Here is a 24,717-nt window from a genome sequence, read left to right on the forward strand (position 1 = left end):
AATTTTTAGGTTCTAGAGAGAAATGAATGCCAACAATTAATCAGTTGATTCGCGGAGCCCGCGAGTCGAAGCCGGTCCGTAACAAGGTTCCAGCGTTAGAAAGTTGCCCTCAAAAGCGGGGTGTTTGTACGCGTGTATTTACGACGACGCCAAAAAAACCAAACTCGGCGTTACGTAAAGTTGCTCGTATTAGACTAACTAATGGATTTGAGGTCACGGGCTATATTCCTGGTGAAGGTCACAACCTTCAAGAGCACTCTGTCGTTTTGATTCGCGGTGGACGCGTTAAGGACTTGCCGGGTGTGCGTTACCACATTGTTCGTGGTAGCTTGGATACCCAGGGTGTTAAAAACCGTAAGCAAGCCCGCTCCAAATATGGTGCTAAGAAACCTAAGTAAGTTAACGATGATCTTTTGTAGAGTTAGAGGATAAAGTATGTCAAGACGCCGCGCCGCCACGAAGAGAGAAGTTCTCCCTGATGCCAAATATGGCGATATTATTTTAACGAAATTTATCAATAGCCTGATGTATGAAGGTAAAAAGTCTGTGGCAGAGCGTATAATCTATGGTGCCATGGAACGTGTGCACGGTAGAGGCGGTCGAAATGCCATTGATATTTTCCACGAAGCATTGACAAACGTTCGTCCAGCCCTTGAGGTTCGGTCACGACGGGTTGGTGGTGCAACTTACCAGGTTCCGACAGAAGTAAGGCCTGATCGTTCGCAGGCTTTGGCGATTCGTTGGTTGATCAATGCGGCACGTAAGCGGACTGAGAAGACAATGGAGGAACGTGTTTCCTCTGAATTAAGTGATGCCTCTAATAACCGTGGTTCAGCCGTAAAGAAACGTGAAGATACGCATAAGATGGCAGAAGCCAACCGCGCTTTCGCTCATTATCGTTGGTAAGATAGGAATTATTAAGTATGTCGAGAACAACGCCTCTCCATAAATATCGCAACATTGGTATTATGGCTCACATTGATGCCGGTAAAACAACCACGACTGAGCGTGTGCTCTATTACACGGGTAAATCATATAAGATTGGTGAAGTTCATGAAGGCACGGCCGTCATGGACTGGATGGAGCAAGAGCAGGAACGCGGTATTACCATTACTTCAGCTGCGACAACGTGTTTTTGGGATGATCATCGAATCAATATTATTGATACCCCTGGTCACGTTGATTTCACCATCGAGGTTGAGCGTAGTTTACGAGTCCTAGACGGTGCAGTGGCTGTCTTTGATGGTGTTGCTGGTGTTGAGCCTCAGTCTGAAACGGTTTGGCGTCAAGCTGATAAGTATGCAGTTCCGCGTATTTGTTTTGTGAACAAGATGGATCGTGTTGGTGCAAATTTTTATCGTTGCGTTGATATGATCGTCGATCGTTTAGGGGCACGGCCTCTTGTTATTCAGTTACCCATTGGATCTGAAAGCGAATTTGTTGGCGTCATTAATCTGGTTGAAATGAATGCCAGCATATGGCGTGATGAGAGCCTGGGGGCCAAATTTGATGTTGTTGAAATTCCTGCAGACCTAAAAGAAAAAGCACAGGAATACCGGGCTCAATTGCTTGATATGGCTGTTGAAGCTGATGACGCTATTATGGAATCGTACCTTGATGGCAAGGAGCCAACAGCCGAAGAAATCAGAAGCTGTATCCGTAAGGGAGTGTTAAAGGGTTTGTTCGTCCCAATTTTGTGTGGAAGTGCGTTTAAGAATAAAGGCGTTCAGCCTTTGTTGGATGGGATTGTCGCTTACCTGCCGTCACCTGCAGATATTGGAAGTGTGACAGGTACGGAAGTGGATAGTGAGAATGAGATTGTACGCAAATATGATGATGCTGAGCCTCTTGCGGCCTTAGCCTTTAAGATCATGACTGACCCATTCGTCGGCTCCATCACCTTCGTTCGAATTTATTCTGGCAAACTGGAAGCAGGTACAACTGTGCTGAACTCCATCCGCGATAAAAATGAGCGTATCGGTCGTATGTTGCTAATGCACGCAAATAATCGTGAAGATATTAAAGAAGCAGGAGCTGGTGACATTGTTGCTTTGTGTGGATTAAAAAATACCACAACAGGTGAGACGTTGTGTTCGCCAACTAAGCCAATTATTCTTGAAAGAATGGAATTCCCAGAGCCTGTTATTGAAATTGCAATTGAGCCAAAAACTAAAGCAGATCAAGAAAAAATGGGCGTGGCTTTAGCGCGTTTGGCATCTGAGGATCCTTCCTTTAGGGTGACTAGTGATCAAGAAACTGGTCAGACTGTCATTAAAGGTATGGGTGAGCTTCATCTGGAAATTAAAGTTGATATCCTAAAACGTGAATATAAGGTTGATGCGAATATTGGTGCCCCGCAAGTTGCCTATCGTGAAACAATTACGAAACTGGCAGAAATTGATTATACGCACAAAAAACAATCGGGTGGTGCTGGTCAGTTTGCTCGTATCAAGATTACTTTCGAACCGTTAGAAGCAGGTTCAGGATTCGTTTTTGAGAATAAGGTCGTAGGTGGTTCTGTTCCAAAGGAATACATCCCAGGTGTAACTAAAGGTTTACAATCTGCTTTGGAAACAGGTGTCGTTGCTGGCTTTCCAATGATTGACTTTAAGGCAACGCTGACAGATGGTGCTTACCACGATGTCGACTCAAGCACACTTGCTTTCGAAATTGCAGCAAGGGCAGCGTTTCGCGAAGGTATTGGAAAATGTGCGCCAAAGTTGCTGGAGCCAATTATGAAGGTTGAGGTAGTGACGCCTGAAGACTATATGGGAGACGTGATCGGAGACTTGAATAGTCGACGAGGGCAGGTTACTGGTATGGATCAAAGGGCGAATGCACGTGTGATTAATGCTATGGTTCCTTTGGCCAACATGTTTGGGTATGTTAATACGTTGCGTTCGATGAGCCAAGGACGTGCACAGTTTTCGATGGTATTTGATCATTATGAACAAGTTCCACAACATGTGGCCGATGAAATAAAAGCAAAAGTTTCCTAATTTTTTAAAGGGGTTTAGATATGGCGAAGGCAAAGTTTGAGCGGACAAAGCCGCATTGCAACATAGGGACGGTTGGGCACGTTGACCACGGTAAGACGAGTTTGACAGCAGCAATTACAAAGATATTGGCAGAGACTGGTGGGGCCACTTTTACGGCATACGACCAGATCGATAAGGCTCCAGAAGAGCGGGCTCGAGGTATTACGATTTCCACCGCTCACGTGGAATATGAGACGGCGAACCGTCACTATGCTCACGTTGACTGTCCTGGACATGCTGACTATGTAAAGAACATGATCACTGGTGCGGCTCAGATGGACGGCGGGATTTTGGTTGTAAGCGCTGCTGATGGTCCGATGCCTCAGACACGTGAACATATTTTGTTAGCGCGTCAGGTTGGTGTTCCGGCTTTGGTCGTATTTATGAACAAGATCGACATGGTTGATGATGCAGAATTAGCCGACTTGGTTGAGCTTGAAATTCGTGAACTATTGACAAGCTATGGGTTCCCTGGTGACGACATTCCTGTGATTCGTGGATCAGCGTTGTGTGCTTTGGAAGATCGGAATCCCGAGATGGGTCGTGAAGCGATATTGAAATTGATGGAAGCAGTGGATTCATTTATTCCGCAGCCAGAACGGGCGAAGGATCGTCCATTCTTGATGCCGATTGAAGATGTTTTTTCGATTTCTGGTCGTGGGACTGTTGTGACAGGTCGTGTTGAACGGGGCGTGATTAAGGTTGGTGAAGAAGCTGAGATTGTTGGCATGAAGCCGACAGTGAAGACGGTTGTGACTGGCGTTGAGATGTTCCGTAAACTGTTGGATCAGGGTGAAGCTGGAGACAACATTGGTGCTTTGTTACGCGGTACGAAACGTGAAGATGTGGAACGGGGTCAAGTTTTGGCAGCGCCTGGATCGATCACGCCGCACACGAACTTTAAGGCCGAGGCATATATTTTGACAAAAGAAGAGGGTGGTCGTCATACACCATTCTTTACGAACTATCGTCCGCAGTTTTACTTCAGGACAACGGATGTAACGGGCATGGTATATTTGCCAGAAGGTGTTGAAATGGTAATGCCTGGTGATAACATTGCGATGACTGTTGAATTGATTGCCCCGATTGCGATGGATGAAGGCTTACGCTTTGCCATTCGTGAAGGTGGTCGTACTGTTGGTGCGGGCGTCGTCTCTCAAATCGTGAAATAAGAGAAAGTATAATGGAAACTCAAAACATAAGAATTAAGTTGCAAGCCTATGATCATCGATTGCTTGATCAATCGGTGAAGGAAATTGTTAATACGGCAAAGCGGACCGGAGCAAGGGTGAGAGGCCCAATTCCCATTCCCACACGTAACCAAAAGTTTACGGTAAACCGTTCGCCGCATATTGACAAAAAATCGCGTGAGCAATTTGAAATTCGTACCCATAAGCGATTGATAGATATAGTGGACTGGTTGCCGCAAACTGTAGACGCCTTGATGAAGTTAGACCTGGCATCTGGGGTAGATGTTGAAATTAAATTGTAGGAACAAATGAAATGAGAACAGGATTAATTGCAGAAAAAATCGGAATGATGCAGATTTTCGAAGAAAATGGCACCCAAATTCCGGTTACCGTGTTGAAAGTAGAGCCTTGCACGGTCATCGCGCAGAGAAAAGAATCAGTAGATGGATATAATGCAGTTCAGATTGGGGCCCGTGCAGTGCCAGCTAACAAGGTTAGTAAGCCACTGAGAGGGTACTTTGCCCAAAAAGAAATTGAACCATGCAAGCTGCTGAAAGAGTTTCGAGTCGATGAAGCTAACTTGTTAGCGGTTGGCGAGAAACTTGATGTGAACCATTTTACTGCAAACCAGTTTGTGGATGTTACAGGTGTGAGCATTGGTAAGGGGTTTGCTGGTGCTATGAAGCGTCATCACTTTGGCGGTTTAAGAGCAAGCCATGGTGTTTCGGTTAGTCACCGTAGTCATGGATCAACCGGTCAACGCCAAGATCCAGGAAAAGTGTTCAAGAACAAAAAAATGGCTGGACACATGGGTGCAAGACGTGTCACAAAGTTAAACTTGAGCATCCATTCAATCGATAGCGAACGTGGTTTGCTTTTCATAAAGGGAAGTGTCCCGGGGGCAAAAAAAGGTCTCCTTTATATCCGTGACGCGATTAAGAAGCAATCAGCGATCTAAGCAGTGTGTGGTTTTAAGAAATGAAATTATCAGTAGTAACAAATAATAAAAATTCTGCTTCAGAGATAGATCTTGAAGAAACAGTTTTTGGTTTAGAGCCTCGCCAAGATATTTTGGCTCGTGTGGTAACCTGGCAGTTGGCAAGACGCCAAGCTGGAACACACAAGACTAAAGAAAGAGGCGATGTCCGTGGTACGACCAAGAAAATGTATCGCCAAAAAGGTACAGGTGGTGCACGTCACGGAAGCAAGCGTGGTGCACAGTTTCGCGGCGGTGGAATCATATTTGGGCCAGTTGTTCGCGATCATGGGTATGATTTGCAAAAGAAGGTTCGTAAGCTGGGCTTAAAAATGGCCTTGTCGGCAAAAGTCAAAAGTGGCAATTTAATTATTGTTGAAGACTTGAGTCTCGAAAATACGAAAACTCAATTGGCGTTGCAGCATTTTGCATACTTGAATGGTTCATCGGCTTTACTGATAGATTCAGATCAGGTTAATGGGAACATGTTAAAGGCGATTGCCAATTTAGATAAATTAGACATCATGCCACAGATCGGCGCTAACGTTTATGACATACTCCGCAAGGATAAGGTTGTCTTGACAGTGGCTGCAGTTAAAAGCCTGGAAGCGAGATTGAAATGAAACCTATGATAAAAAATACCTTCCGCGACTATGATGTTATTCGCTATCCTTTGTTGACTGAAAAGTCCAATATGTTAACAGAAAAGTCACAGTACTTTTTTGCTGTTGCGCTGGATGCGACGAAAACAGAAATTAAGCAGGCAGTAGAGAACTTGTTTAAAGTTAAAGTTGTTGCCGTTAACACGCTGATTAGAAAAGGTAAGACCCGAGTTTTTAAGGGTCGCAAAGGTGTGCAGAATGACCTTAAAAAAGCGATGGTAAGTCTGGCCCCCGGTCAAAAGTTAGACATTAGTTCAGGAGTGTAATGAAATGGCTCTAAAAAAATATAAAGCCACTACAGCTTCGCAAAGACAGCTCGTCAATATTGACCGAAGTGGGCTTTGGAAGGGGAAACCTTTTAAAGCTTTGACAGTCGGTATTAGTGAAAAAAGTGGACACAACAACGCAGGTCGTATAACTATATGGCATAAAGGTGGCGGACATAAGCGTCGTTATCGTTTGGTTGATTTTAAACGCAATAAATTGGACATGGTAGGTACTGTTGAACGAATCGAGTATGATCCCAACAGAAGCGCCTTTATTGCCTTGATTAAATACCAAGAAGATGATTTTAGCTACATTTTGGCGCCGCAAAAATTGCAAGTTGGTGATCAAATTATTGCCTCCGAAAAAGCTGATATTAAGCCTGGTAATTCGATGATGTTGAAGAATATCCCTTTGGGAACCATTGTTCACAACGTTGAATTAAAACTTGGTAAGGGCGGTCAGATAGCTCGTTCTGCAGGTTCCTATGTGCAAATTATGGGCAGAGATGCTGGTCAGATTATTGTTAAGTTGTCTTCGGGAGAAGTTCGCTTATTAAAAGGTGAATGCACTGCAACGATCGGTTCTGTGTCAAATCCTGACCACCAGAATCGCTCTTATGGTAAGGCTGGTCGCATGCGTTGGTTGGGTATTAGACCGACTGTTCGTGGTGTTGCGATGAACCCAGTTGATCACCCATTAGGTGGTGGTGAGGGTAAAACTTCAGGTGGTCGTCATCCTGTGACCCCATGGGGTAAGCCCACAAAAGGTAAGAAGACGCGCCATAATAAGCGTACAGATAAATCAATTATTAGAAGACGTAAATAAACGGAGAGTTAAGTGCCAAGATCTGTATGGAAAGGTCCCTTTTTCGATCGATATTTGTTAAAGAAAGCCGAGACAGTATTAGCCTCTGGACGGAAAGATGTGGTTAAAACCTGGTCAAGGCGTTCCACAATAATTCCACAATTTGTGGGTGTTACTTTCGGCGTTCATAATGGTCATAAGTTTATACCTGTTTTGGTATCAGAAAATATGGTTGGTCATAAATTAGGTGAATTTGCCCCCACTAGGACTTACAATGGTCACGGTGCGGACAAAAAAGCTAAACGTTAAAGTGAGTTTAAGATAATGGAAACTAAGACAGCGCAAGCTATTCTAAAGTCAATTCGCGTAAGTCCGCGAAAGTTAGATTTGTTAGCGGCCAAAATTCGTGGTATGAAAGTTGACAAAGCAATTGCGTACTTAACTTTCTCTCCTAAGCGTTCTGCAAAAGACGTAAAAAAGAATTTGCTTTCAGCTATAGCGAATGCTGAAAATAACCATAATATGGATATTGATCGGTTGTATGTGCGTGAGGCATTTGTTGGTCCTGGTATCAAATTAAAAAGGTTCCAAGCGAGAGCCAAAGGGAAAGCCGGATCTATCCATAAGGTTTTTAGTCATTTAAGTATCAAAGTTTCCGAAAAAGAGGTTTAGGGTTATGGGTCAAAAGGTTAACGCCATTGGACTGCGATTAGGTATCAATAAAACGTGGGATTCACGTTGGTTTGCAGGTAAGGATTATGCCAACCTATTGCACCAAGACTTGGCTATTAGGAATTATGTTCACACCACCTTGTCCCAGGCAGGTATTGCAAAGGTCGTTATAGAGAGGTCAGCTAAAAAGGCTCGCCTTAATATCTATACAGCGAGACCAGGCGTGCTGATCGGTAAAAAAGGTGCTGATATTGAAAAGCTCAAGCAGAAACTGTCAACAATGACAAAGGCTGAGGTAGTTATCAATATTATTGAAGTACGAAAGCCAGAGTTGGATGCCCGCCTTATTGCTGAGGGAATTGCACAGCAAATTGAAAGACGTGTGTCATTTCGACGAGCCATGAAGAGAGCTATGCAATCAGCTATGAAGCTTGGCGCACTTGGAATTCGTGTTAATTGCTCTGGTCGATTAGGCGGTGCCGAGATTGCGCGCATGGAATGGTACCGTGAAGGTCGTGTGCCCTTGCATACACTGCGTTCTGATATAGATTATGGTGTTGGTACTGCCAAGACCACTTATGGAACGTGTGGGATTAAGGTTTGGGTTTATAAGGGTGAGATAAAAGAGCATGACCCTATGGCCCAAGATAAGAAGACAAACGATTACGTATTAAATCGCTAGATTTTTTGAGATTATTATGTTATTACCTAAAAAAACAAAATTTAGAAAAGCTTTTAAAGGTCGTATTCACGGCCTGGCGAAGTCAGGAACAACTGTTAGCTTTGGAACCTACGGCTTAAAGGCTGTCGAACCTGCGCGTATTACAGCGCGCCAGATTGAGGCAGCAAGAAGAGCTATAACACGTCATATAAAGCGTGTTGGTAGAGTCTGGATACGTATCTTTCCTGACGTTCCTGTTTCCAGAAAGCCTGCAGAAGTGCGTATGGGAAGTGGAAAAGGTTCGCCTGAGTTTTGGGTTTGTCGTGTAAAGCCAGGACGTGTCATGTTTGAGCTTGACGGAGTGGCAGCAGATGTGGCAGAAAAGGCATTCGAGTTAGCTGCTGCCAAGTTGCCCATTGGAACACGATTTGTGAAACGAATGGCTTAGTTGTATTAAGGTTTATAGAAGTGAAATTTCAAGAACTTGCAAATAAAACAATATCTGAGCTTTATCAAAAAGCTTTGGATATTAAAAAAGAGATGCTGAATTTACGTATACAGGCCAAGGTTGGTCAGTTGACAAATTCCGCTAGAATTCGCGAATGTAGGCGTGACTTTGCCCGTATTCAAACAAAGATAAAACATATTAAAACCGTTTAAGGGAAGATTCATGCCTCGTCGTATTTTGCAAGGAATTGTTGTTAGTGATAAGGGTGATAAAACACTTATCGTTCGTGTAGAAAAAAACGTTATGCACCCCCTGTATAAGAAAAATATAAAAAAACACAGCCGCTATGCGACCCATGATCCTGATAATAAGTATAAAACAGGAGACATGATTAGCATCATTGAATCAAAGCCCATTTCAAAAACAAAAAAATGGATTGTTTCTGAGCAGCCTGCTTAATAAGTTTAAGAATAAAAGAGAGTTTAAGAGATGATACAGGTTGAAAGTCGCTTAGATGTGGCAGATAATTCAGGAGCCAAAGAGGTCTTGTGTATCAAGGTTTTGGGTGGTTCTAAGCGCAGATATGCATCAGTAGGTGATGTTATAGTTGTTTCAATAAAGGATGCTATGCCACGTGGTAAGGTTAAAAAGGGGGACGTTCATCGCGCAGTGATTGTACGAACAAAGCAGGCGATTAAAAGAATAGATGGTTCCTTCATAGAATTTGATCAAAACGCAGCCGTGTTAATAAATAAGCAAGGTGAGCCCATTGGAAGTCGTATTTTTGGCCCTGTTACGAGAGAGCTAAGATCTTCCGGTTATATGAAAATTATTTCTTTAGCCCCAGAGGTTATATAAGATGACACAACCTAAATTTAAAGTTAAGCGTGGTGACCTTGTTCAGGTTGTTGCAGGAAAAGATAAAGGGAAACAGGGATATATACTAAAGGTTGTTTTGGATGATGCAAAAGCAACTGTAGAGGGTATTAATGTAGTTACAAGAAACTATAAGCCTTCCTCAACGAATCCTGGGGGTCCCACAAAAAAAAATCTTCCCATTCATATCTCAAACTTATCTTTGGTAGACCCGTCTGACGGAAAGCCAGCAAAGGTTGGGTTTAAGATTCACGATGGTCAAAAAGTCCGATACTTTAAAAAGTCCGGAACAGTTTTGAATAATAATTTAAAGCCTTAATAAATTGAGAGTATGATGACTGGCTTAAAAGAAAAATATAAGACTCACATTAAATCCCAACTTATGAAGGATTTAGAAATTAGTAATGAATTTCGTACCCCCAGGGTTACTAAGATTGTTATTAATATGAGCGTGGGTGAGGCAACTCAGGACAGCAAAAAAATTCAGTTTGCTGTTGATGATATGACAGCTATTGCTGGTCAGAAACCTGTATTGACCAAGGCGAAAAAATCTATAGCTTCTTTTAAATTAAGAGAAGGTATGAACATTGGAGCTAAGGTTACTCTTAGAAAAGATCGTATGTACGATTTTCTTGATCGTTTGATAAATATAGGTCTGCCTCGTGTTCGTGACTTTAGGGGATTGTCTAGGCGCAGTTTTGATGGTAAGGGGAACTATTCCTTGGGAATTAAAGAGCAGATAGTCTTTCCAGAGATAAACTACGATAAAGTTGATAAGATTCGTGGAATGGACATAACTGTTTGTACTACTGCTCAGACTGATGAAGAAGCGCTTCATCTTTTGAAAGCAATGAATTTTCCGTTTGCCAATTAGATAAGAGGATTGTATGGCTAAGAGAAGCGCTATAGAAAACAATAATAAGAAAAGACGGTTGGCAGCAGGGAAGAGCCTGTTGAGGACGAGTTTAAAAAAAGTGATAAGTGACAAAGCAACTGAATTTGAAGATCGCATACAAGCTGTTCATAAACTAGCTCAGCTTCCAAGGAATACAGCGCTTGTACGTGTGAGAAATCGTTGTGAGGTTACTGGTCGTCCACGTAGTTTTTATAGAAAATTTAAAATGTCTCGTATAGCTTTACGAGAGTTAGGTTCACAAGGGTTGATACCCGGTTTAGTTAAATCAAGTTGGTAGTAAAATGACGATATTAGATCCCATTGGCGACTTATTAACAAGAATTAGAAATGCACACATGATAGGTAAAACATCTGTGCTTTCTCCTGCTTCGAAGGCTCGCGCCAGAGTTTTAGATGTATTGCTCGAAGAAGGATACATTCGAGGATACACCAAAGATATTGATGACAGAGGGCACCCAACCTTAAAGGTTGAGCTCAAATATCATGAAGGTGCACCTGTAATTCGTAACATTAAGCGTGTTTCAACACCTGGTAGAAGGGTTTATTCTTCCATTAAAGATTTGCCACATGTTTATAATGGTTTAGGTATTAATATACTTTCGACTTCCCAGGGTGTGATGTCTGATGTTAAAGCACGTCAGTTATCCGTTAGTGGCGAAGTTATTTGTTCTGTATTTTAGGATTATAAGATGTCAAGAGTCGGTAAAAGCGAAATCGTTGTTCCAAACTCAGTGACCTGGTCTCAGGCTGGGCAAACTCTTTCCTTCAAGGGAAAGTTAGGTGCTGGAGAATATTCTCTTCCTGAAGTTATTTTATTGGAAAAAACTGATAATGGAATAAAGTTAGTCCCTGCAAATGAGCAGACTTCTACGAGAAGAATATGGGGCACGACACAACGCAATGTTCAAAATATTGTAAAAGGCATCGATAACGGTTTTACACTTAATATTGATTTGGTTGGTGTAGGATATAAGGCGGCTGTTGCCGGGAGCAAGTTGACGATGCAACTTGGTTTTAGCCATGATGTTGTGTTTGATATACCCTCTGATTTGACAATTAAATGTGAAAAGCCAACTAGTATTGCTATAACGGGTGCTTCTAAACAGAGAGTTGGTCAAATTGGCGCTGTTCTGTGTTCACATCGTCCTCCAGAGCCATATAAAGGCAAAGGTATGATTCGACAGAATGAGTTTGTCGTAAGAAAAGAAGGAAAGAAGAAGTAAGATGACAACATCTGCAGAATTACGCAATAAAAGAAAAGATCGTCAGCGTACAAAACTAAAAAAAGTTTCACCTGATAAGTTACGTTTAACTGTTCATCGTACTAATAAGAATATGTATGCCCAGATAATCGATGATAACCAATCTAAGACACTTGCTTGTTCCTCAACTTTAAGTGAGGAAGCAAAGCAACTCAAATCACGATCTAACAAAGAGGCTGCTACTTTAGTTGGTAAACTTATTGCCCAGGAAGCACTAAAAAAGGGTATAACTGAAGTCGCATTTGACCGTTCAGGTTTTTTGTATCATGGACGTATTCAAGCGTTAGCAGAAGCAGCGCGCGAACATGGATTAAAATTTTAGGATTAACGAATAAATGGCAAGACCTTCATCAAACGAAAATTCAAAAGAAGACCAACAACTCGTTGAAAAACTCGTCAGCGTAAGACGTGTTACAAAAGTTGTTAAGGGTGGTAAAACCATGCGTTTCTCAGCTCTTGTAGTTGTTGGCGATGGGCGTGGCCGTGTAGGCTATGCCAATGGTAAGGCGCGTGAAGTTCCAGATGCAGTTAGAAAAGCTTCTGAGAAGGCCCGTAAAGCAATGATTCGTGTTCCACTTCGTGAAGGAAGAACATTACACCATGACGTACATGCGCGTGTTGGCGCCAGTCGTGTGTTTTTAAGGACAGCTTCCGCAGGAACTGGTGTTATTGCTGGTGGTGCGATGCGTGCCGTTTTTGAAGCTTTGGGCTTGCATGATGTCGTTAGTAAGTCGGTTGGGACGCCCAATTATCACAATGTGGTGCGGGCGACAATCGAGGCCTTGAAGTCAGTTTGTTCACCCCGTCAAATATCAACAAAACTTGGGAAAAAGCTAAGTGATATTGTTGCGCGTCGTGATACTCCTAAGGCAGGTGCAGGGTCATTAGAACTTACTGACGCCAACAGCTAATCATAAACAAGACGAATAGAGTTTTTTATAATGGCAACGAAAAAAAAGACGACTGAAATTGTGAAAACAATGTTAAAAGTACAACAGTATGGAAGTGCGATTCGTCGTGATGGACGTCAACGGCTTTATTTAAAGTCATTAGGCCTAGGCAGAGTGAATTCTATACGAGAGCTTGAGGATAATCAAACCGTTAGGGCGTTATTGTCTAAGCTTACACACATGGTACGAATCGTTTCAGAGTAATTTTTTTTGGTTAAGGATCAAAAAATGGAATTTCAATTAAATACTATTAAAGACAATCTTGGAGCCCGCGTTGGTAAAAAGGTTTTAGGACGCGGTATTGGATCTGGTCTTGGAAAGACCTCCGGGAGAGGTGGTAAAGGACAAACTGCACGTAGCGGCGTGGCCATTAATGGATTTGAAGGCGGGCAAACACCGATATACAGACGTTTACCGAAACGTGGTTTCGTTAACATCCACAGAATGTCTATGTATGAAATTGATTTTAACAAGATCAACCACATCGTCTCGAAGGGTCTTTTGCCTGAAGGCGGTCAGATTGATAGAGCCTTGTTGATTCAGCATCGCTATATGCCGAAACATATCGAAGGGGTTTCGTTGATAGCGAATGGTGTTCTGCAGTCACCAGTTAAGGTTGCCGTCACCCGTGCCAGCAAAAATGCCCAAGAATTGCTTGAAAAAGCTGGTGGTTCTCTCGTCATTGAGTAAAAAATATTTTTAGAACAGGTTTGTAATGTCTTCTGCAATAGAACAATTAGCGGCAAGTATTAGTCTCTCATCTTTCAAAAAGGCCGAAGATTTAAAAAAACGAATTTGGTTTACACTGGCCGCTTTGGTTATCTATCGTATTGGTACTTACGTTCCACTTCCCGGTATTAACCCTTTAATTATTGCTGAGTTTGCTCGTAACAATTCTGGCGGCATATTGGGAATTCTTGATATGTTTTCCGGCGGTGCGATTGGTCGTATGACAATTTTCTCACTGAACATCATGCCTTACATTTCTGCCAGCATCATCGTGCAGTTGTTAACATCTGTTTCCCCTCACATGGAAGCCCTAAAGAAAGAGGGTGAGAGCGGAAAGCGTAAATTGAATCAATACACACGATACGGGACAGTTTTGTTAGCCTGCATTCAAGCATTTGGTATTGCTGCCGGTTTGGAAAAAATTACCGGTCACACAGGCCCAGCTGTTATCGATCCTGGATTTATATTTCGATTGACTACCGTTGTTACATTAACAGGTGGTACTCTTTTCATAATGTGGTTGGGTGAACAAATAACCTCACGTGGTATTGGGAATGGAACTTCGCTTATCATTTATTCAGGTATCGTAGCAAACTTGCCCCAAGCCGTCTTTAATACATTTGAATTGGGTCGCCAAGGGGCGCTCTCCGCTATCGTCATCATTTCAATTTTATCTATGATTGCATTAGTTATCGGCTATATCGTCTTTATGGAAAAGGCGCAAAGAAGAATTCCTATACAATACCCAAAGCGTCAAGTGTCGGCTAATATGCCGGCTGTTTCGCAGAGTACCCATTTGCCTTTAAAGCTGAATAGTGCGGGTGTTATTCCACCGATTTTTGCATCATCTTTATTGCTTTTGCCTGCTACAATTGTTGGATTTTCTAGTCCAGACCCCGATTCATGGTGGGCAGTCTTTGCTAGGGTATTTAGTCATGGACATCCTCTCTACATCGCCTTATTCGTATCATTAATTATCTTCTTCGCTTTCTTTTATACCGCCCTCATGTTTAATCCTGCAGAAACAGCGGAGAATTTAAGAAAGATGGGTACCTACGTTCCTGGTGTTAGGCCTGGTCAACAGACAGTAGATTATTTGGATTACGTTTTGACAAGATTGACGGCTGTGGGTGCTTTGTATCTGGCTTCAATTTGTGTGTTGCCTGAACTAATACTCTCGCGGGTCTCTTTACCCTTTTATTTTGGTGGGACTAGTTTGCTTATCGTGGTAAGTGTTACAATTGATACGATCTCTCAGGTTCAATCCCATTTGGTTGCGCACCAATATGAAGGTCTTATTAAAAAATCAAAGCTCAAAGGTAAGTAAACTTTATGATCTTGGTTTTTTTGGGCCCCCCGGGATGTGGGAAGGGCACCCAGTCTCAATTCTTAAAAGATACCCATGGTTTTTGTCATTTGTCGACAGGCGATCTCCTCCGCACAGAAGTGCATTCCCAAAGTCAACTTGGTTTGCAGATAGCTTCGACAATCAACAACGGCCTTTTTGTTAATGACCAAATAATATTGGATATTATCAAAAAAAGCCTTGAACAAGCAGAGACAAGGGATGTACTATTTGATGGATTTCCGCGTTCCCTGGTTCAGGCCAAGGCATTAGATAATGTTCTTGATGAGCAGAATTTAAAAATTGATTGTGTTGTTAGTTTTTCAATTGCAGAGGATGCACTTGTGGATAGAATAACAGGTCGATTTAATTGTGTTGACTGTGGGCGGGTGTATCACGAAAAAAACAACAAGCCTCAGGTAGAAGGAATTTGTGATACCTGCGGTGGTAAGCGATTTGTATCACGTGAGGATGATAGTAAGGAAAGTCTCGAAAAGCGTTTAAAGATTTATTACGAAAGCACCTATCCGCTTATCAATTATTATAAAGAAAAGGGTCTATTGATTGAAATTGATTCATCGCAAAATTTAGACAATGTGAAGAGTCAAATAGTGTCAGTCATTAACCGGTTTTAAGTCACATTTAAGGAGAAAAAACGTGGCACGTATTGCAGGTGTAAACATACCAACCCAGAAAAAAGCGGTCATTTCTTTGACCTATATTTTTGGTATTGGCAATTATCGCGCTCAACAAATTATGGCCGAAGCAAATGTGAATATCGAGAAGCGAGTCAATGAGCTGACTGATCAAGAGGTCATCAAGATTAGAGAAGTCATCGATCGCGGTTTTCAAGTTGAAGGTGATTTGAGACGAGAAGTTTCGATGAACATAAAGCGCTTGAAGGACCTGCGTTGCTATCGCGGAATGCGTCATAGTCGAGGCCTTCCTGTTAGAGGTCAAAGAACGCATACGAACGCAAGAACACGTAAAGGTAAGGCAGTTCCAATTGCTGGCAAAAAGATGGTTGGGAAATAAACAAGGAAGTTAATGATTTATGGCACAAAAGTCTGCAGGACGCATAAAGCGTAGAGAAAGAAAAAATATTGTAACTGCGGTTGCGCATATCAATGCAACATTTAACAATACACTTGTTACGATTAGTGATGAACAAGGAAACGCGATTTCATGGTGTTCATCAGGAATGATGGGATTTAAAGGGTCGCGGAAATCAACACCCTACGCTGCCCAGATAGCAGCGGAAGAAGCTGGAAAAAAGGCAGCAGAACATGGTGTTAAAACTGTTAGCGTAATTGTTAAGGGTCCAGGATCAGGACGTGAAACGGCATTGAGAGCGTTACAATCAGTTGGTTTTAATATAACCTCAGTTCGTGATGTAACCCCAGTTCCGCATAATGGTTGCCGCCCTCCAAAGCGCCGACGCGTGTAAGAAAACACGAGTCCCACTATAAAGCTTAACTATGAGGTGCTAATGTGATTGAAATGAATTGGCAGACGTTGATTAAATCCGACAAATTAAACGTAAAGTATTTAGATGCCAATCTAAGAGAAGCCGAAATTATTGTTGAACCTTTGGAAAGAGGTTTTGCAATGACTTTGGGTAACGCTTTAAGACGAGTTTTGTTATCTTCCTTGCAGGGGTCTGCAATTACATCTGTTAAGATAGAGGGTGTTTTGCATGAGTTCTCAGCTATCCCGGGTGTCCTTGAGGATGTAACAGATATAGTTTTAAACTTAAAAACTATTGGTGTGAAGCTTCACTCAGAATTGCCAAAAAAAGTTCGCATTTCTGTTGTTGGTCCTAAAATCGTTAGAGCTAAAGACATACAGGCAACGGCTGATGTTGAGCTTTTGGATCCAGAAGCTGTGATATGCACACTTGAAAAAGATGCTCAATTGAATATGGAATTGGTCATTCAAAACGGGAAATCTTATGTGCTGGCATCCCAGCATATTTATGAAGACAAACCGATTGGACTTATTCCTATTGATTCGATTTTCAGTCCAGTGAAGCAAGTTGTTTATAAGGTTGAGCAAACCCGTGTTGGTCAACGGACAGACTATGATAAATTGACAATGCGTATTAAAACAGATGGTTCAATTAAGCCAGATGATGCAATAGGTTATGCAGCAAGAATTTTACAAGATCAATTTCAGCAGTTCATTAATTTTGATGAACCTAAGATTCATGAAAAGCGTGAGGCAAAAGACGAATTGCCGTTTAACCACAATTTGTTGAAAAAGGTCGATGAATTAGAGTTGTCAGTTCGTTCAGCCAACTGTTTGAAGAATGAGAATATTTTCTACATCGGAGATTTGGTGCAAAAGTCTGAAAACGATATGTTGAAGACTCCAAACTTTGGGCGTAAGTCTTTGAATGAAATTAAAGAAGTTCTTGGTCAAATGGGTCTTGGTTTCGGAATGAACATACCGACATGGCCGCCAGAGAACATTGATGAATTGGCCAAAACCCTTGAAGATCCCTTTAATTAAAATGAATTATTAAGAAGAAAAAGTAGGATACAAAATGAGACATAAGATTTCGGGCCGTAAGCTGAATCGGACAAGTTCGCACCGCAAAGCCCTTTTCATGAATATGGCCCAGGCTCTTATTCAACATGAACAAATTAAAACAACCCTTCCTAAGGCTAAAGAATTAAGGCCTATCGTGGAAAGGTTGATAACCCTGGGTAAAAAGGGAACATTAGCATCACGCCGCCAGGCAATATCGCAAATTCAAGATAAGGTCTGCGTTTCTAAACTGATAGATTCCCTTTCAAAAAGGTTTGCAGATCGAGCAGGGGGATATACACGCATTATGAAATCTGGCTTTCGTTATGGTGATAATGCACCAATGGCTGTGATTGAGTTTGTTGATTTCGATCCGACAGTTCAAGTTTCGAAGGAATTAGAAGTTTAATTTCAATACTAATAATTACATTTGTTACAGAGAAAGGATGCTTTGAGGGCATCCTTTTTTTTATGTTATCCCTAATTTAGGTGACTTATGGAGACCATGGTCTTCACGAGAATTATTTTATGCGCTTTGATGGGGGGAAAAACTTTTTTTTCTCATAATTAAGGGTAAATTTTTTAATAATAATAATTGATTTTTCCCAGCAGATAGGATTATTTTAGTTTGCAATTGAAATAAAACTTAAATTTATAGACCTTTATAGTAAATTTTGTTTAAAATGTTGTTTGAGATTTTGTAAAACTAGATGCGTTTCTAAAATAAGGAATAAAAACCCCTTGGTCAGCGACTTTAAAAAACTGTGTCTTTTAACGGTAGCCACAATCGCGTTCTCTGCGGATGACGGAATTTCTGCCGAGGCTGCTGCTAAGAAATGGCAACCTGCTCTGCATTTAGGCGGGAAGTATGGTAATCAACGCCGTATAGGTCAGATTTCTTTGTTCTCTCCTGTCGCTCAAAGCCTGACGGATTTAATTTATCTTGATTTGCGTTTTGTTGCCGATTCCAGATCGGCGAAAGAAGGCAACTTTGGTTTGGGCAAGCGTTGGTTCAGCGAGAATAATCAGTTCATCCTGGGTTTTTATGGTTTTTATGACTTTCGTCATACAGAGCTGTCCAATAAGGTTAACCAGCTGACCTTTGGTTTAGAAGCGATGAGCGAGACCTGGGACTATCGCATCAATGCTTACTTGCCAGAGAATACGGTTAAAGAGGTTGAAAAGAGCCGGGAAGTGAATACGGAATCTCGCAGTACGTATTTTAGGGGCCATACTCAGTTTCTTGTTGTTGATAAGACTTTGACAATCACCAAAAAGCGAGAGGTTGCCTTAAAAGGACTTGACCTTGAAATTGGTCGTTCAATGCCGGGATTCAAGGCCCTTCGCCTTTATGGCGCCTATTACCACTTTCAGGGAAGGGCGGGCGCGCCGTCGATTAATGGATTCAGGGCTCGTGCAAATTTGGATTTAAACAAGTACGTCTCATTTCAGTTGGAAGGAAGTCACGATAAAACCAGAAAAAGTGCTGGCTTTATTGGTGTATCATTCAGAATCCCTTTGGGAGAGAAAGACACAAAAGCACCCCCTTTGTCAGATCTTGATCGACGCATGACCGAGCAGCCCATGCGCGATATTGACATCGTGACCAGTACTAAAAGTTCCAGTCATGAAGTGATAGAGAAGAGGGAAGATGTTCTCAAAGATGATCTTGTATTCGTACAAGACGAAGCGGGGTTGTTGTTTGTAGGGGATAGCTTGCGGGAGATTAAGTCTGACCCAGTTTCCAGACGTAAGCGTAAAATCCCCGAAGGGGGTGCTGGAAGTGCCCCACCTATGGCAGATGGTACCTACGAACATCCTTATGATTTTCAATATGAGAAACATCGCAATGATTTAGAAAAAAGCCTTCTTAGTAAACCAGCCGATGGAGAGGGTGTTGTATTAGAGGAGAGAGCTGAAAAAAGCCGCCCGTCAGTGCCTGAATTATTGAGAGAGCTGAAGAGATTTAAATCTGAAGCGACGGATGCTGATGAGAAAGAAAAAGTAGCTCGCGTATCGGCAGAGGAAGATCGGGTAGCAGCAGAGAAGACATCACGAGAAGCAACCGCTCGTGCTGCGGCTGAGGCCGCTCGCGCAGTTGAGATTGAGAAAGACATACTGGTGGCTGAACAAGCGGCTCGGGTAGCAGCAGTGAAGAAGGCGGCTGATGAGAGAGCAGAAGTAGCTCGTATTGCGGCTGAAGAGAGAGCAAAACGAGAAGAAGCAGAGCGGGTAAAAGAGGCTGCGAGAGTGGAAGCAGCTCGGGTAGCAAAAGAAAAAGAGGCTGCCGAAGCACGAGTGGCAGCTGAGAAAGTTCGCTTGGAGGAAGAGGCTCGTGTAGCGACAGAGGCTGCAAGGGTGGAAGCGGCTCGAGTTGCAGCTGAGAAGAAGGCTGCTGAAGAGAGGGCAGAAGCAGATCGTAAAGAGGTCATTCGTTTAGCAGAAGTGGCTCGTCAGGCAGAGGCGATTGAAAAACTCAAGAAGGTTCGTGAAGGTGTGCAGGCAGTTGCAGACGCTAAGGCGAAACTTGCCGTTTTGAAAGCGGAGAAGCAACGAAGAGAAGATCAGGAAGCGGCTTTCGTTGCGAAACAGAAGGAAGATCGTGATGCTGAACTAGCTTCTGTCGCGGGGAATAAAGTTGCTAAGGCTCAGTTAGCCGAGGTGGCTCGAGTAGCGGCTGCTCGTATTGTGGCAGAGAGAGTTGAGAAAGAGAAGCTGGAAGCTGAAGCTTTGGCTCTTCGTATTGCGGCTGAGCAAGCCCGGGTTCGTTTAGAGACTGAGGCTCGTGAGAAAGAAGCAGCACGTGTAGCTCAGCTTGAGAAAGAGAAGTTGGAACGCGAACGTAAAGAGACAGAAGAACGTCTGAAACGAGAAGCGGAAGAATTGGCTCTTCGGGTAGCGGCTCAAGAGAAAGCAAAACGAGAAGAAGCTGCACGAGTTGAAGCTGAACAGGTACGTTTAGCTGAGTTGGCTCGTCAGGTGGAGGAAGTTCGTCAGCAGGAAGAAGCGGCTCGTCAAAAGCTAGAGGCTGAACAGAAGGCTGCTGAAGAAAAGAAGAAAGAGAAAATTCGTCAGAAGAACATTAAGAAAAAGGCTGCCCGCGCCAGAAAAGCAGAACAAGAAAAGATTCGTGTGGCTCAGATTGAGAAAGAGAAGTTTGAAGCGGCTCGGATAGCTGAAGAAGCTGCGAGAGTAGCAGCAGAGAAGACAGTACGAGAAGAAGCTAGTCGTATTGCGGCAGAGGAAGCGGCACGTCAGGCGGATGCAGCGAAGAAGTTAGAGGTTGCTGGTCAGCTGGTGAAGGGTTGGAAGGGATCGAAGGCGATTGCGGCAGCGAAGCAAGAGTTGGCGACCTTGAAAGAAGCGAAGCGTTTAGAAGGTATAAGGCTTGCACAAGAAGAGGCGGCTCGTCAGGCAGAGGCAGCGACGACGATTCAGAGTGTGTTTAAAGGATACAAGGTTCGGAAGGAGCAGGCACTTCAAGGTGCAGCAGCGACGACGATTCAGACGGCGGTAAGAGGACATCAAGCACGTCAAGAGTTGGCTGAGTTGAAGGCGGCAGAAGCTGAGAATGCTCTACGAGACCAAGCACATCAAGCTGCTCTAGCTGCGAGCGAGCGGAGAGATGCTGAAGAGTTGACCCGTGGTGCCTATGAAGATGCGATGGCATCTAGCAGGAAGAGGGATGCGGAGGAGCAGACTCGGGTTGCACTTGAGGATGCAAGGGATGCGAGTCAGTTACGCGATGTAGCTGAGGAAGCTCGGGTTCTTGGAGTTGATAGGACTGAGGCGGAAGTTCGTGAGAGAATGGAACAAGAGGCATTAGCGGCGGCATTGGCATCTGACAATCAGAGGGATGCCCTTGAATCGAATCGTGTTGCGGCTGAAGCTGCTGAGAAGGAGAAAGTTACAAGTGCTCTTCGTAATAAATCCGAGAGAGAAAAAAAGAAACACGCTTCCAAATCTGCACCCAATACGCCTGAGGTAAAAAGGAAACTAGTCACAGTTGTTGAGGGCATGGCTCAAACCGATTCCCAGAAAAAAGTCAAGGGCATTTACAAGGTTAGATCTTCCCAGCTTCCCAACTCCGCCCCGTTTGTTGGACCCGAAGATCGTGTCAGGGAGCTGACAGTGGTCCAAAATGCGCACATTGCTGATCAAGGGTTGAACGCGATTGTTAATGGCGGGGACACGCTGCCGAAGTCTTCTGTCAGTCAAAAGCCCCGTACTCCCAAAAGGGGGGCCTTGTCCCCTGCCGTTAGTAGCTCACCCGTCAAATCGCCAAGAGGTACTCACCTTCCAGCATCCGTACATGGTGTGTTTGCAAATATGAATGCATCTGATGGGCAAGGCGACAGTCCAGAAGTTGATCAAGAAAACAACCCGCCGCCTGTCAGACAAATGCAAGAGCCACATAGAAGAAAGTTGGTTTTTGGGGACCCGGCTGAGACTGCTGTAACAGCTTTAAATAAGATGGAAGTCGATCATACAGACACCGATAAGGCGGTGATCGCAGCCGCCCAGAACGCTAAAGCTAGGGAAGCGATTCGACTGGAAAATGAAAAAAAGGTCGCACAGGAAGCAGCGGCGGCTCGCATAGTTGAGTTGGCAAATCAACAAACTGAGGAAGCGATTAAGAATAAGGCTGCTGATCAGGCTCGCTTAGCGGCGGCAAAGAAGGAAACTGAGGAGAGAACGCTGAAGCAGGCTCGTGAAGAGGATGCTCGTAAACAAGCCGAGCTAAAACTAGACGAAACACGCCAGGCTGCAGAGAGGGAAGAAACCCTTCATAGGCAGCAAGCTGCTGAACAAGAAAGAATCCGTTTAGACAGAGAGAGTAAAGAACGTGAGGCGGAGTTGGCTGAACTGGAAGATGCGGTGGATAGTGACTCTTCTGATGGCGCGGGGAGCGCTAGTTCTAGCCATCACCAACCTATAGCGGATGATTCACACCGGGCAGCCGCAGCATTGCAAGAAGCTAAAAAGGCTGCTGGTTCAGATGATGATTCGGATAGTGATCATGACGATGAAGATTCAGGAAGTGATAATGACTCAGAAGACGACGACATAGTGGTTCCAAGGAGTCCTGGGGCTACAGAACAAAAGGGGCCTCCTCGTGTTCCGACGAGTTCCCTGCAGAATGTCATGGCTCAGCAGGGGTTGGATCAAGATCGAGATCAAGGTGTGCAAATTTCAGTTGTTGATGATGATGAAGATATAGTTGTGCCTCATGGTTCTGATGGATCAGATGAACAAAAGGTAAATAGCCTTCCGCGTGTCCCTACAAGTTTTTTAGAAAATACTTTAGAACAGCAAACGCACAATTCCATAAACCTTGCAAAGCAGCAGGAAGAAAAAACAGAAGTTAGGGTCCCTTCTCAACGAAAAGGATTTTTTGGCAAAGTGGCAGGATTGATTGGCTTCAAACAATAAAAGAAAAATTAATATTATTTAAAGGTGAATGTTATGAAAAAATTATTATTCTATTTCTTAAGCGCGTCTCATTTATTTTCTTGTGTTGAATTAAACGCCTCAGATGGGGGTGTTTTGAATGAAAAAACTTCTCTTTCTCCTACTAAGAGGAGGGCATCTGGTTTAAATGGAAGCCCGCAAAAAAAAATGACGGGTTCACATTCAAGAGCGTCATCATCCAGTCATGCTTCTGTTGACGATGAAATGGACAAGGAAAACAATTATAATCACAATGATGGACAGGTTGTTGTGTGGTCTACTAATGGACGAGTAGAATCTGATTCTCGAACAGATGCGGTATGTGTACCTTCAGGTGCACAGGTCATGAGACTAGAAGGACCCATGAATGCTCTTCATAAAGAGCATTTTCCAAGGGCTTTTATATCACAAGCTCGTAAAGCCTTAAAAACCCAATTAACAAACGCAGTGCAAAGAAAGGACACATTTGAGGATCCTCACGCCAAAGCTTTGGTCCAAGGAGTCCTTGAAAGAGGCGATTTCAATCATAAAATATTGCAAGTAATACGGGATCAGGTTCTGGATAAGGGGACCTTTGATGAAGAGTACATAAAACACAAAATTGACCAAACTCAGGCTTTATATCCTTCAAAGAGCCCGGCAGCGATTAAAAAAGCAGTTGTGAAGGATACGGTAAAAATAATCATTAAACCTGAGGAATTACAAAATTTTCTTACAGCTGAAGTTGTTAATCAAATTGTTGATGAAACAGTAAAAGAGACAATTAATGATGTGGAAAATATTAGAAGTGTGGCTGAGGCGAAGATTCAAAAAGCTATTGAAGAAAAAAAATTCGTCACAGCTAAGATTGAAGAGATAATTAAAAAAGAAATGATTGTTGCTACCATAGATGGAAGTATGAAAATCATTACTATTGATCAAAAATTGCTGAGTGATATTCAGAAATTGAATCAAAGCCTTCTTGAATCTTTATTGAGAGCGCCGACATATAATGATCTTGCGCAGTTGATGGTTCAAAAAGGGGTTGTCCAAGATGCTTTACAGAATTTCAATGATAAATTGATTATTGGACATGCTGACCCGTTGCTTATTTACCCGGGCTCAGAACGAGGTATTTTTTACTTTTTAGTTCCAAACATGGATGAAATTACTCAGTTCAGGGGAGTCCAATTAAACTTGGGTGGCAGCCAGACTAACGACCAAATCAAGTTCACTAAGTTTGTTGGGAACTTTAATGTTACAATGGGTGGAGGGTCAACAACGGTTATAAGGTTCATACAATTACGGGATTATTTAAAGGAGAGTGTTTGGGACTCAATTGTCACCAGTCAAAATTTATCTGCTTTACTGCAATTTTATAAAAGAAATCAGATCCTATTTGGTAACATTTTAAGGGCGGTTTCATTAACTGAAACAGAGGAAGCTAAAATGAAGATTTATGCTGAATCTCTAACTAAAAAAAATGTGTTTTCAACTATATTGAAACCTACTTATCGCACTCCACAAACTGTGACCGATTCAAATTCGGAGACTCCGGTTGAAGATGCTAAGGCTCATTTAGAAAATCTGAATGCGGTAAACGCTTCTCTTTTTGAAACACTCAACGTTGCCTATACTATACATATTAAATGTCAAATAGAAAAAAAGAAAAATCCTTTCATAACTAAAATTCTCGATGAAGCGTTAATTGACTCAAGAGACATGATAGAAAGTATGGATTACTACTTTAAAGATTTTAATCTACCAGATCCGCGTCTTGAATTAACAACTGACGAAAGTATGGTAATTGTTAGAATTAAAAAGAAAGGACGAAATACTGTGAGCCAAGCTTTTGGAGCATGGGCTGATAGGTCGTTGTTCGCAATTCCGCAAGCTCAACCTACTTTATCGAGTGCGCCGAGGAAACAGCTTACAGGCGGTAGTAACTGCGCCATCATGTAA

At 42.8% G+C, this 24,717-nt stretch carries 33 protein-coding genes; all 33 read left to right on the forward strand.

Annotated elements, in window-relative coordinates; translation table 11 throughout:
* Nucleotides 1–26: 26 nt before the first annotated feature.
* Nucleotides 27–398, forward strand: a complete 372-nt coding sequence (gene rpsL, locus EQU50_RS04730; protein WP_130153994.1) for a 30S ribosomal protein S12 — start codon at nucleotides 27–29, stop codon at nucleotides 396–398.
* A gap of 37 nt (nucleotides 399–435) precedes the next feature.
* On the forward strand, nucleotides 436–906 hold the full coding sequence (gene rpsG, locus EQU50_RS04735; RefSeq protein ID WP_130153995.1) for a 30S ribosomal protein S7: 471 nt from the start codon (nucleotides 436–438) through the stop codon (nucleotides 904–906).
* Nucleotides 907–923: 17 nt separating this feature from the next.
* Entirely contained in the window at nucleotides 924–2,999 is a 2,076-nt protein-coding gene (fusA, locus tag EQU50_RS04740; protein WP_130153996.1) for an elongation factor G, read from the forward strand.
* A gap of 20 nt (nucleotides 3,000–3,019) precedes the next feature.
* Entirely contained in the window at nucleotides 3,020–4,210 is a 1,191-nt protein-coding gene (gene tuf, locus EQU50_RS04745; RefSeq protein WP_130153525.1) for an elongation factor Tu, read from the forward strand.
* 11 nt (nucleotides 4,211–4,221) lie between these two features.
* Nucleotides 4,222–4,530: a 30S ribosomal protein S10 gene (gene rpsJ, locus EQU50_RS04750; protein ID WP_130153997.1), complete on the forward strand. Its 309-nt coding sequence runs from the start codon at nucleotides 4,222–4,224 to the stop codon at nucleotides 4,528–4,530.
* Nucleotides 4,531–4,541: 11 nt separating this feature from the next.
* The gene (gene rplC, locus EQU50_RS04755) at nucleotides 4,542–5,186 is read left to right on the forward strand and encodes a 50S ribosomal protein L3 (protein ID WP_130153998.1); all 645 of its coding nucleotides are present in this window, start codon (nucleotides 4,542–4,544) and stop codon (nucleotides 5,184–5,186) included.
* Between the two features lie 20 nt (nucleotides 5,187–5,206).
* Nucleotides 5,207–5,827, forward strand: a complete 621-nt coding sequence (rplD, locus tag EQU50_RS04760; RefSeq protein WP_130153999.1) for a 50S ribosomal protein L4 — start codon at nucleotides 5,207–5,209, stop codon at nucleotides 5,825–5,827.
* Complete coding sequence (locus EQU50_RS04765) at nucleotides 5,824–6,132, forward strand: 50S ribosomal protein L23 (protein ID WP_130154000.1); 309 nt, start codon at nucleotides 5,824–5,826, stop codon at nucleotides 6,130–6,132. The genes rplD and EQU50_RS04765 overlap by 4 nt, the downstream gene beginning before the upstream one ends.
* 4 nt (nucleotides 6,133–6,136) lie before the next feature.
* Nucleotides 6,137–6,958, forward strand: a complete 822-nt coding sequence (gene rplB, locus EQU50_RS04770; RefSeq protein ID WP_130154001.1) for a 50S ribosomal protein L2 — start codon at nucleotides 6,137–6,139, stop codon at nucleotides 6,956–6,958.
* Nucleotides 6,959–6,970: 12 nt separating this feature from the next.
* Entirely contained in the window at nucleotides 6,971–7,246 is a 276-nt protein-coding gene (gene rpsS / locus EQU50_RS04775; RefSeq protein ID WP_130154002.1) for a 30S ribosomal protein S19, read from the forward strand.
* A 15-nt stretch (nucleotides 7,247–7,261) separates the two neighbouring features.
* The gene (gene rplV, locus EQU50_RS04780) at nucleotides 7,262–7,609 is read left to right on the forward strand and encodes a 50S ribosomal protein L22 (protein ID WP_130154003.1); all 348 of its coding nucleotides are present in this window, start codon (nucleotides 7,262–7,264) and stop codon (nucleotides 7,607–7,609) included.
* A gap of 4 nt (nucleotides 7,610–7,613) precedes the next feature.
* Nucleotides 7,614–8,291: a 30S ribosomal protein S3 gene (gene rpsC, locus EQU50_RS04785; protein ID WP_130154004.1), complete on the forward strand. Its 678-nt coding sequence runs from the start codon at nucleotides 7,614–7,616 to the stop codon at nucleotides 8,289–8,291.
* A gap of 16 nt (nucleotides 8,292–8,307) precedes the next feature.
* Nucleotides 8,308–8,718: a 50S ribosomal protein L16 gene (gene rplP, locus EQU50_RS04790; protein ID WP_130154005.1), complete on the forward strand. Its 411-nt coding sequence runs from the start codon at nucleotides 8,308–8,310 to the stop codon at nucleotides 8,716–8,718.
* Between the two features lie 20 nt (nucleotides 8,719–8,738).
* A complete protein-coding gene (gene rpmC, locus EQU50_RS04795) occupies nucleotides 8,739–8,930 on the forward strand; it encodes a 50S ribosomal protein L29 (RefSeq protein ID WP_130154006.1) in 192 nt (63 codons plus the stop codon).
* A 10-nt stretch (nucleotides 8,931–8,940) separates the two neighbouring features.
* Entirely contained in the window at nucleotides 8,941–9,177 is a 237-nt protein-coding gene (gene rpsQ / locus EQU50_RS04800) for a 30S ribosomal protein S17 (protein WP_130154007.1), read from the forward strand.
* A gap of 30 nt (nucleotides 9,178–9,207) precedes the next feature.
* Complete coding sequence (gene rplN, locus EQU50_RS04805; RefSeq protein ID WP_130154008.1) at nucleotides 9,208–9,576, forward strand: 50S ribosomal protein L14; 369 nt, start codon at nucleotides 9,208–9,210, stop codon at nucleotides 9,574–9,576.
* A 1-nt stretch (nucleotide 9,577) separates the two neighbouring features.
* Nucleotides 9,578–9,913 carry a 50S ribosomal protein L24 gene (gene rplX, locus EQU50_RS04810; protein WP_130154009.1) on the forward strand — a complete coding sequence of 112 codons (336 nt, stop codon included), beginning with the start codon at nucleotides 9,578–9,580 and terminating at the stop codon, nucleotides 9,911–9,913.
* Nucleotides 9,914–9,928: 15 nt separating this feature from the next.
* Nucleotides 9,929–10,468, forward strand: a complete 540-nt coding sequence (rplE, locus tag EQU50_RS04815) for a 50S ribosomal protein L5 (RefSeq protein ID WP_130154048.1) — start codon at nucleotides 9,929–9,931, stop codon at nucleotides 10,466–10,468.
* Nucleotides 10,469–10,481: 13 nt separating this feature from the next.
* Nucleotides 10,482–10,787, forward strand: coding sequence for a 30S ribosomal protein S14 (rpsN, locus tag EQU50_RS04820; RefSeq protein WP_130154010.1), 306 nt, complete (start codon nucleotides 10,482–10,484; stop codon nucleotides 10,785–10,787).
* Nucleotides 10,788–10,791: 4 nt separating this feature from the next.
* Nucleotides 10,792–11,190, forward strand: coding sequence for a 30S ribosomal protein S8 (gene rpsH / locus EQU50_RS04825; protein WP_130154011.1), 399 nt, complete (start codon nucleotides 10,792–10,794; stop codon nucleotides 11,188–11,190).
* Between the two features lie 9 nt (nucleotides 11,191–11,199).
* Nucleotides 11,200–11,733, forward strand: a complete 534-nt coding sequence (gene rplF, locus EQU50_RS04830) for a 50S ribosomal protein L6 (protein WP_130154012.1) — start codon at nucleotides 11,200–11,202, stop codon at nucleotides 11,731–11,733.
* 1 nt (nucleotide 11,734) lies between these two features.
* Entirely contained in the window at nucleotides 11,735–12,094 is a 360-nt protein-coding gene (gene rplR, locus EQU50_RS04835; protein WP_130154013.1) for a 50S ribosomal protein L18, read from the forward strand.
* A gap of 13 nt (nucleotides 12,095–12,107) precedes the next feature.
* Nucleotides 12,108–12,683 carry a 30S ribosomal protein S5 gene (gene rpsE / locus EQU50_RS04840; protein ID WP_130154014.1) on the forward strand — a complete coding sequence of 192 codons (576 nt, stop codon included), beginning with the start codon at nucleotides 12,108–12,110 and terminating at the stop codon, nucleotides 12,681–12,683.
* A 30-nt stretch (nucleotides 12,684–12,713) separates the two neighbouring features.
* Nucleotides 12,714–12,926 (forward strand): 50S ribosomal protein L30, encoded by a 213-nt coding sequence (gene rpmD / locus EQU50_RS04845; protein WP_130154015.1) that lies wholly within the window; start codon nucleotides 12,714–12,716, stop codon nucleotides 12,924–12,926.
* 24 nt (nucleotides 12,927–12,950) lie between these two features.
* The gene (rplO, locus tag EQU50_RS04850; protein WP_130154016.1) at nucleotides 12,951–13,412 is read left to right on the forward strand and encodes a 50S ribosomal protein L15; all 462 of its coding nucleotides are present in this window, start codon (nucleotides 12,951–12,953) and stop codon (nucleotides 13,410–13,412) included.
* A gap of 25 nt (nucleotides 13,413–13,437) precedes the next feature.
* Nucleotides 13,438–14,778, forward strand: a complete 1,341-nt coding sequence (gene secY / locus EQU50_RS04855) for a preprotein translocase subunit SecY (RefSeq protein ID WP_130154017.1) — start codon at nucleotides 13,438–13,440, stop codon at nucleotides 14,776–14,778.
* A gap of 5 nt (nucleotides 14,779–14,783) precedes the next feature.
* Complete coding sequence (locus EQU50_RS04860) at nucleotides 14,784–15,431, forward strand: adenylate kinase (RefSeq protein WP_130154018.1); 648 nt, start codon at nucleotides 14,784–14,786, stop codon at nucleotides 15,429–15,431.
* Nucleotides 15,432–15,453: 22 nt separating this feature from the next.
* Nucleotides 15,454–15,831, forward strand: a complete 378-nt coding sequence (gene rpsM / locus EQU50_RS04865) for a 30S ribosomal protein S13 (RefSeq protein ID WP_130154019.1) — start codon at nucleotides 15,454–15,456, stop codon at nucleotides 15,829–15,831.
* Nucleotides 15,832–15,850: 19 nt separating this feature from the next.
* Nucleotides 15,851–16,243 (forward strand): 30S ribosomal protein S11, encoded by a 393-nt coding sequence (gene rpsK, locus EQU50_RS04870; RefSeq protein ID WP_130154020.1) that lies wholly within the window; start codon nucleotides 15,851–15,853, stop codon nucleotides 16,241–16,243.
* A gap of 44 nt (nucleotides 16,244–16,287) precedes the next feature.
* Complete coding sequence (locus EQU50_RS04875) at nucleotides 16,288–17,307, forward strand: DNA-directed RNA polymerase subunit alpha (RefSeq protein WP_130154021.1); 1,020 nt, start codon at nucleotides 16,288–16,290, stop codon at nucleotides 17,305–17,307.
* A gap of 34 nt (nucleotides 17,308–17,341) precedes the next feature.
* Nucleotides 17,342–17,734, forward strand: coding sequence for a 50S ribosomal protein L17 (rplQ, locus tag EQU50_RS04880; RefSeq protein ID WP_130154022.1), 393 nt, complete (start codon nucleotides 17,342–17,344; stop codon nucleotides 17,732–17,734).
* Nucleotides 17,735–18,066: 332 nt separating this feature from the next.
* Nucleotides 18,067–22,758 (forward strand): inverse autotransporter beta domain-containing protein, encoded by a 4,692-nt coding sequence (locus EQU50_RS04885; RefSeq protein WP_130154023.1) that lies wholly within the window; start codon nucleotides 18,067–18,069, stop codon nucleotides 22,756–22,758.
* Between the two features lie 33 nt (nucleotides 22,759–22,791).
* Nucleotides 22,792–24,717 (forward strand): hypothetical protein, encoded by a 1,926-nt coding sequence (locus tag EQU50_RS04890; RefSeq protein WP_130154024.1) that lies wholly within the window; start codon nucleotides 22,792–22,794, stop codon nucleotides 24,715–24,717.

Origin of the sequence: Candidatus Finniella inopinata (genome assembly GCF_004210305.1) — a bacterium.
Classification (GTDB): domain Bacteria; phylum Pseudomonadota; class Alphaproteobacteria; order Paracaedibacterales; family CAIULA01; genus Finniella; species Finniella inopinata_A.

Coding starts and splice junctions, on each gene's coding strand:
- rpsE (WP_130154014.1), top strand. CDS start 12,108: ATGGCAAGACCTTCATCAAACGAAAATTCAAAAGAAGACCAACAACTC.
- fusA (WP_130153996.1), top strand. CDS start 924: ATGTCGAGAACAACGCCTCTCCATAAATATCGCAACATTGGTATTATG.
- rplN (WP_130154008.1), top strand. CDS start 9,208: ATGATACAGGTTGAAAGTCGCTTAGATGTGGCAGATAATTCAGGAGCC.
- rplO (WP_130154016.1), top strand. CDS start 12,951: ATGGAATTTCAATTAAATACTATTAAAGACAATCTTGGAGCCCGCGTT.
- tuf (WP_130153525.1), top strand. CDS start 3,020: ATGGCGAAGGCAAAGTTTGAGCGGACAAAGCCGCATTGCAACATAGGG.
- rplC (WP_130153998.1), top strand. CDS start 4,542: ATGAGAACAGGATTAATTGCAGAAAAAATCGGAATGATGCAGATTTTC.
- rplV (WP_130154003.1), top strand. CDS start 7,262: ATGGAAACTAAGACAGCGCAAGCTATTCTAAAGTCAATTCGCGTAAGT.
- rplR (WP_130154013.1), top strand. CDS start 11,735: ATGACAACATCTGCAGAATTACGCAATAAAAGAAAAGATCGTCAGCGT.
- rplP (WP_130154005.1), top strand. CDS start 8,308: ATGTTATTACCTAAAAAAACAAAATTTAGAAAAGCTTTTAAAGGTCGT.
- rpsG (WP_130153995.1), top strand. CDS start 436: ATGTCAAGACGCCGCGCCGCCACGAAGAGAGAAGTTCTCCCTGATGCC.
- rpsH (WP_130154011.1), top strand. CDS start 10,792: ATGACGATATTAGATCCCATTGGCGACTTATTAACAAGAATTAGAAAT.
- rplE (WP_130154048.1), top strand. CDS start 9,929: ATGACTGGCTTAAAAGAAAAATATAAGACTCACATTAAATCCCAACTT.
- secY (WP_130154017.1), top strand. CDS start 13,438: ATGTCTTCTGCAATAGAACAATTAGCGGCAAGTATTAGTCTCTCATCT.
- rplQ (WP_130154022.1), top strand. CDS start 17,342: ATGAGACATAAGATTTCGGGCCGTAAGCTGAATCGGACAAGTTCGCAC.
- EQU50_RS04765 (WP_130154000.1), top strand. CDS start 5,824: ATGAAACCTATGATAAAAAATACCTTCCGCGACTATGATGTTATTCGC.
- rpsQ (WP_130154007.1), top strand. CDS start 8,941: ATGCCTCGTCGTATTTTGCAAGGAATTGTTGTTAGTGATAAGGGTGAT.
- EQU50_RS04860 (WP_130154018.1), top strand. CDS start 14,784: ATGATCTTGGTTTTTTTGGGCCCCCCGGGATGTGGGAAGGGCACCCAG.
- rplF (WP_130154012.1), top strand. CDS start 11,200: ATGTCAAGAGTCGGTAAAAGCGAAATCGTTGTTCCAAACTCAGTGACC.
- rpsL (WP_130153994.1), top strand. CDS start 27: ATGCCAACAATTAATCAGTTGATTCGCGGAGCCCGCGAGTCGAAGCCG.
- rplX (WP_130154009.1), top strand. CDS start 9,578: ATGACACAACCTAAATTTAAAGTTAAGCGTGGTGACCTTGTTCAGGTT.
- rpsK (WP_130154020.1), top strand. CDS start 15,851: ATGGCACAAAAGTCTGCAGGACGCATAAAGCGTAGAGAAAGAAAAAAT.
- rpsJ (WP_130153997.1), top strand. CDS start 4,222: ATGGAAACTCAAAACATAAGAATTAAGTTGCAAGCCTATGATCATCGA.
- rpsN (WP_130154010.1), top strand. CDS start 10,482: ATGGCTAAGAGAAGCGCTATAGAAAACAATAATAAGAAAAGACGGTTG.
- rpmD (WP_130154015.1), top strand. CDS start 12,714: ATGGCAACGAAAAAAAAGACGACTGAAATTGTGAAAACAATGTTAAAA.
- EQU50_RS04890 (WP_130154024.1), top strand. CDS start 22,792: ATGAAAAAATTATTATTCTATTTCTTAAGCGCGTCTCATTTATTTTCT.
- rpsC (WP_130154004.1), top strand. CDS start 7,614: ATGGGTCAAAAGGTTAACGCCATTGGACTGCGATTAGGTATCAATAAA.
- rplB (WP_130154001.1), top strand. CDS start 6,137: ATGGCTCTAAAAAAATATAAAGCCACTACAGCTTCGCAAAGACAGCTC.
- rplD (WP_130153999.1), top strand. CDS start 5,207: ATGAAATTATCAGTAGTAACAAATAATAAAAATTCTGCTTCAGAGATA.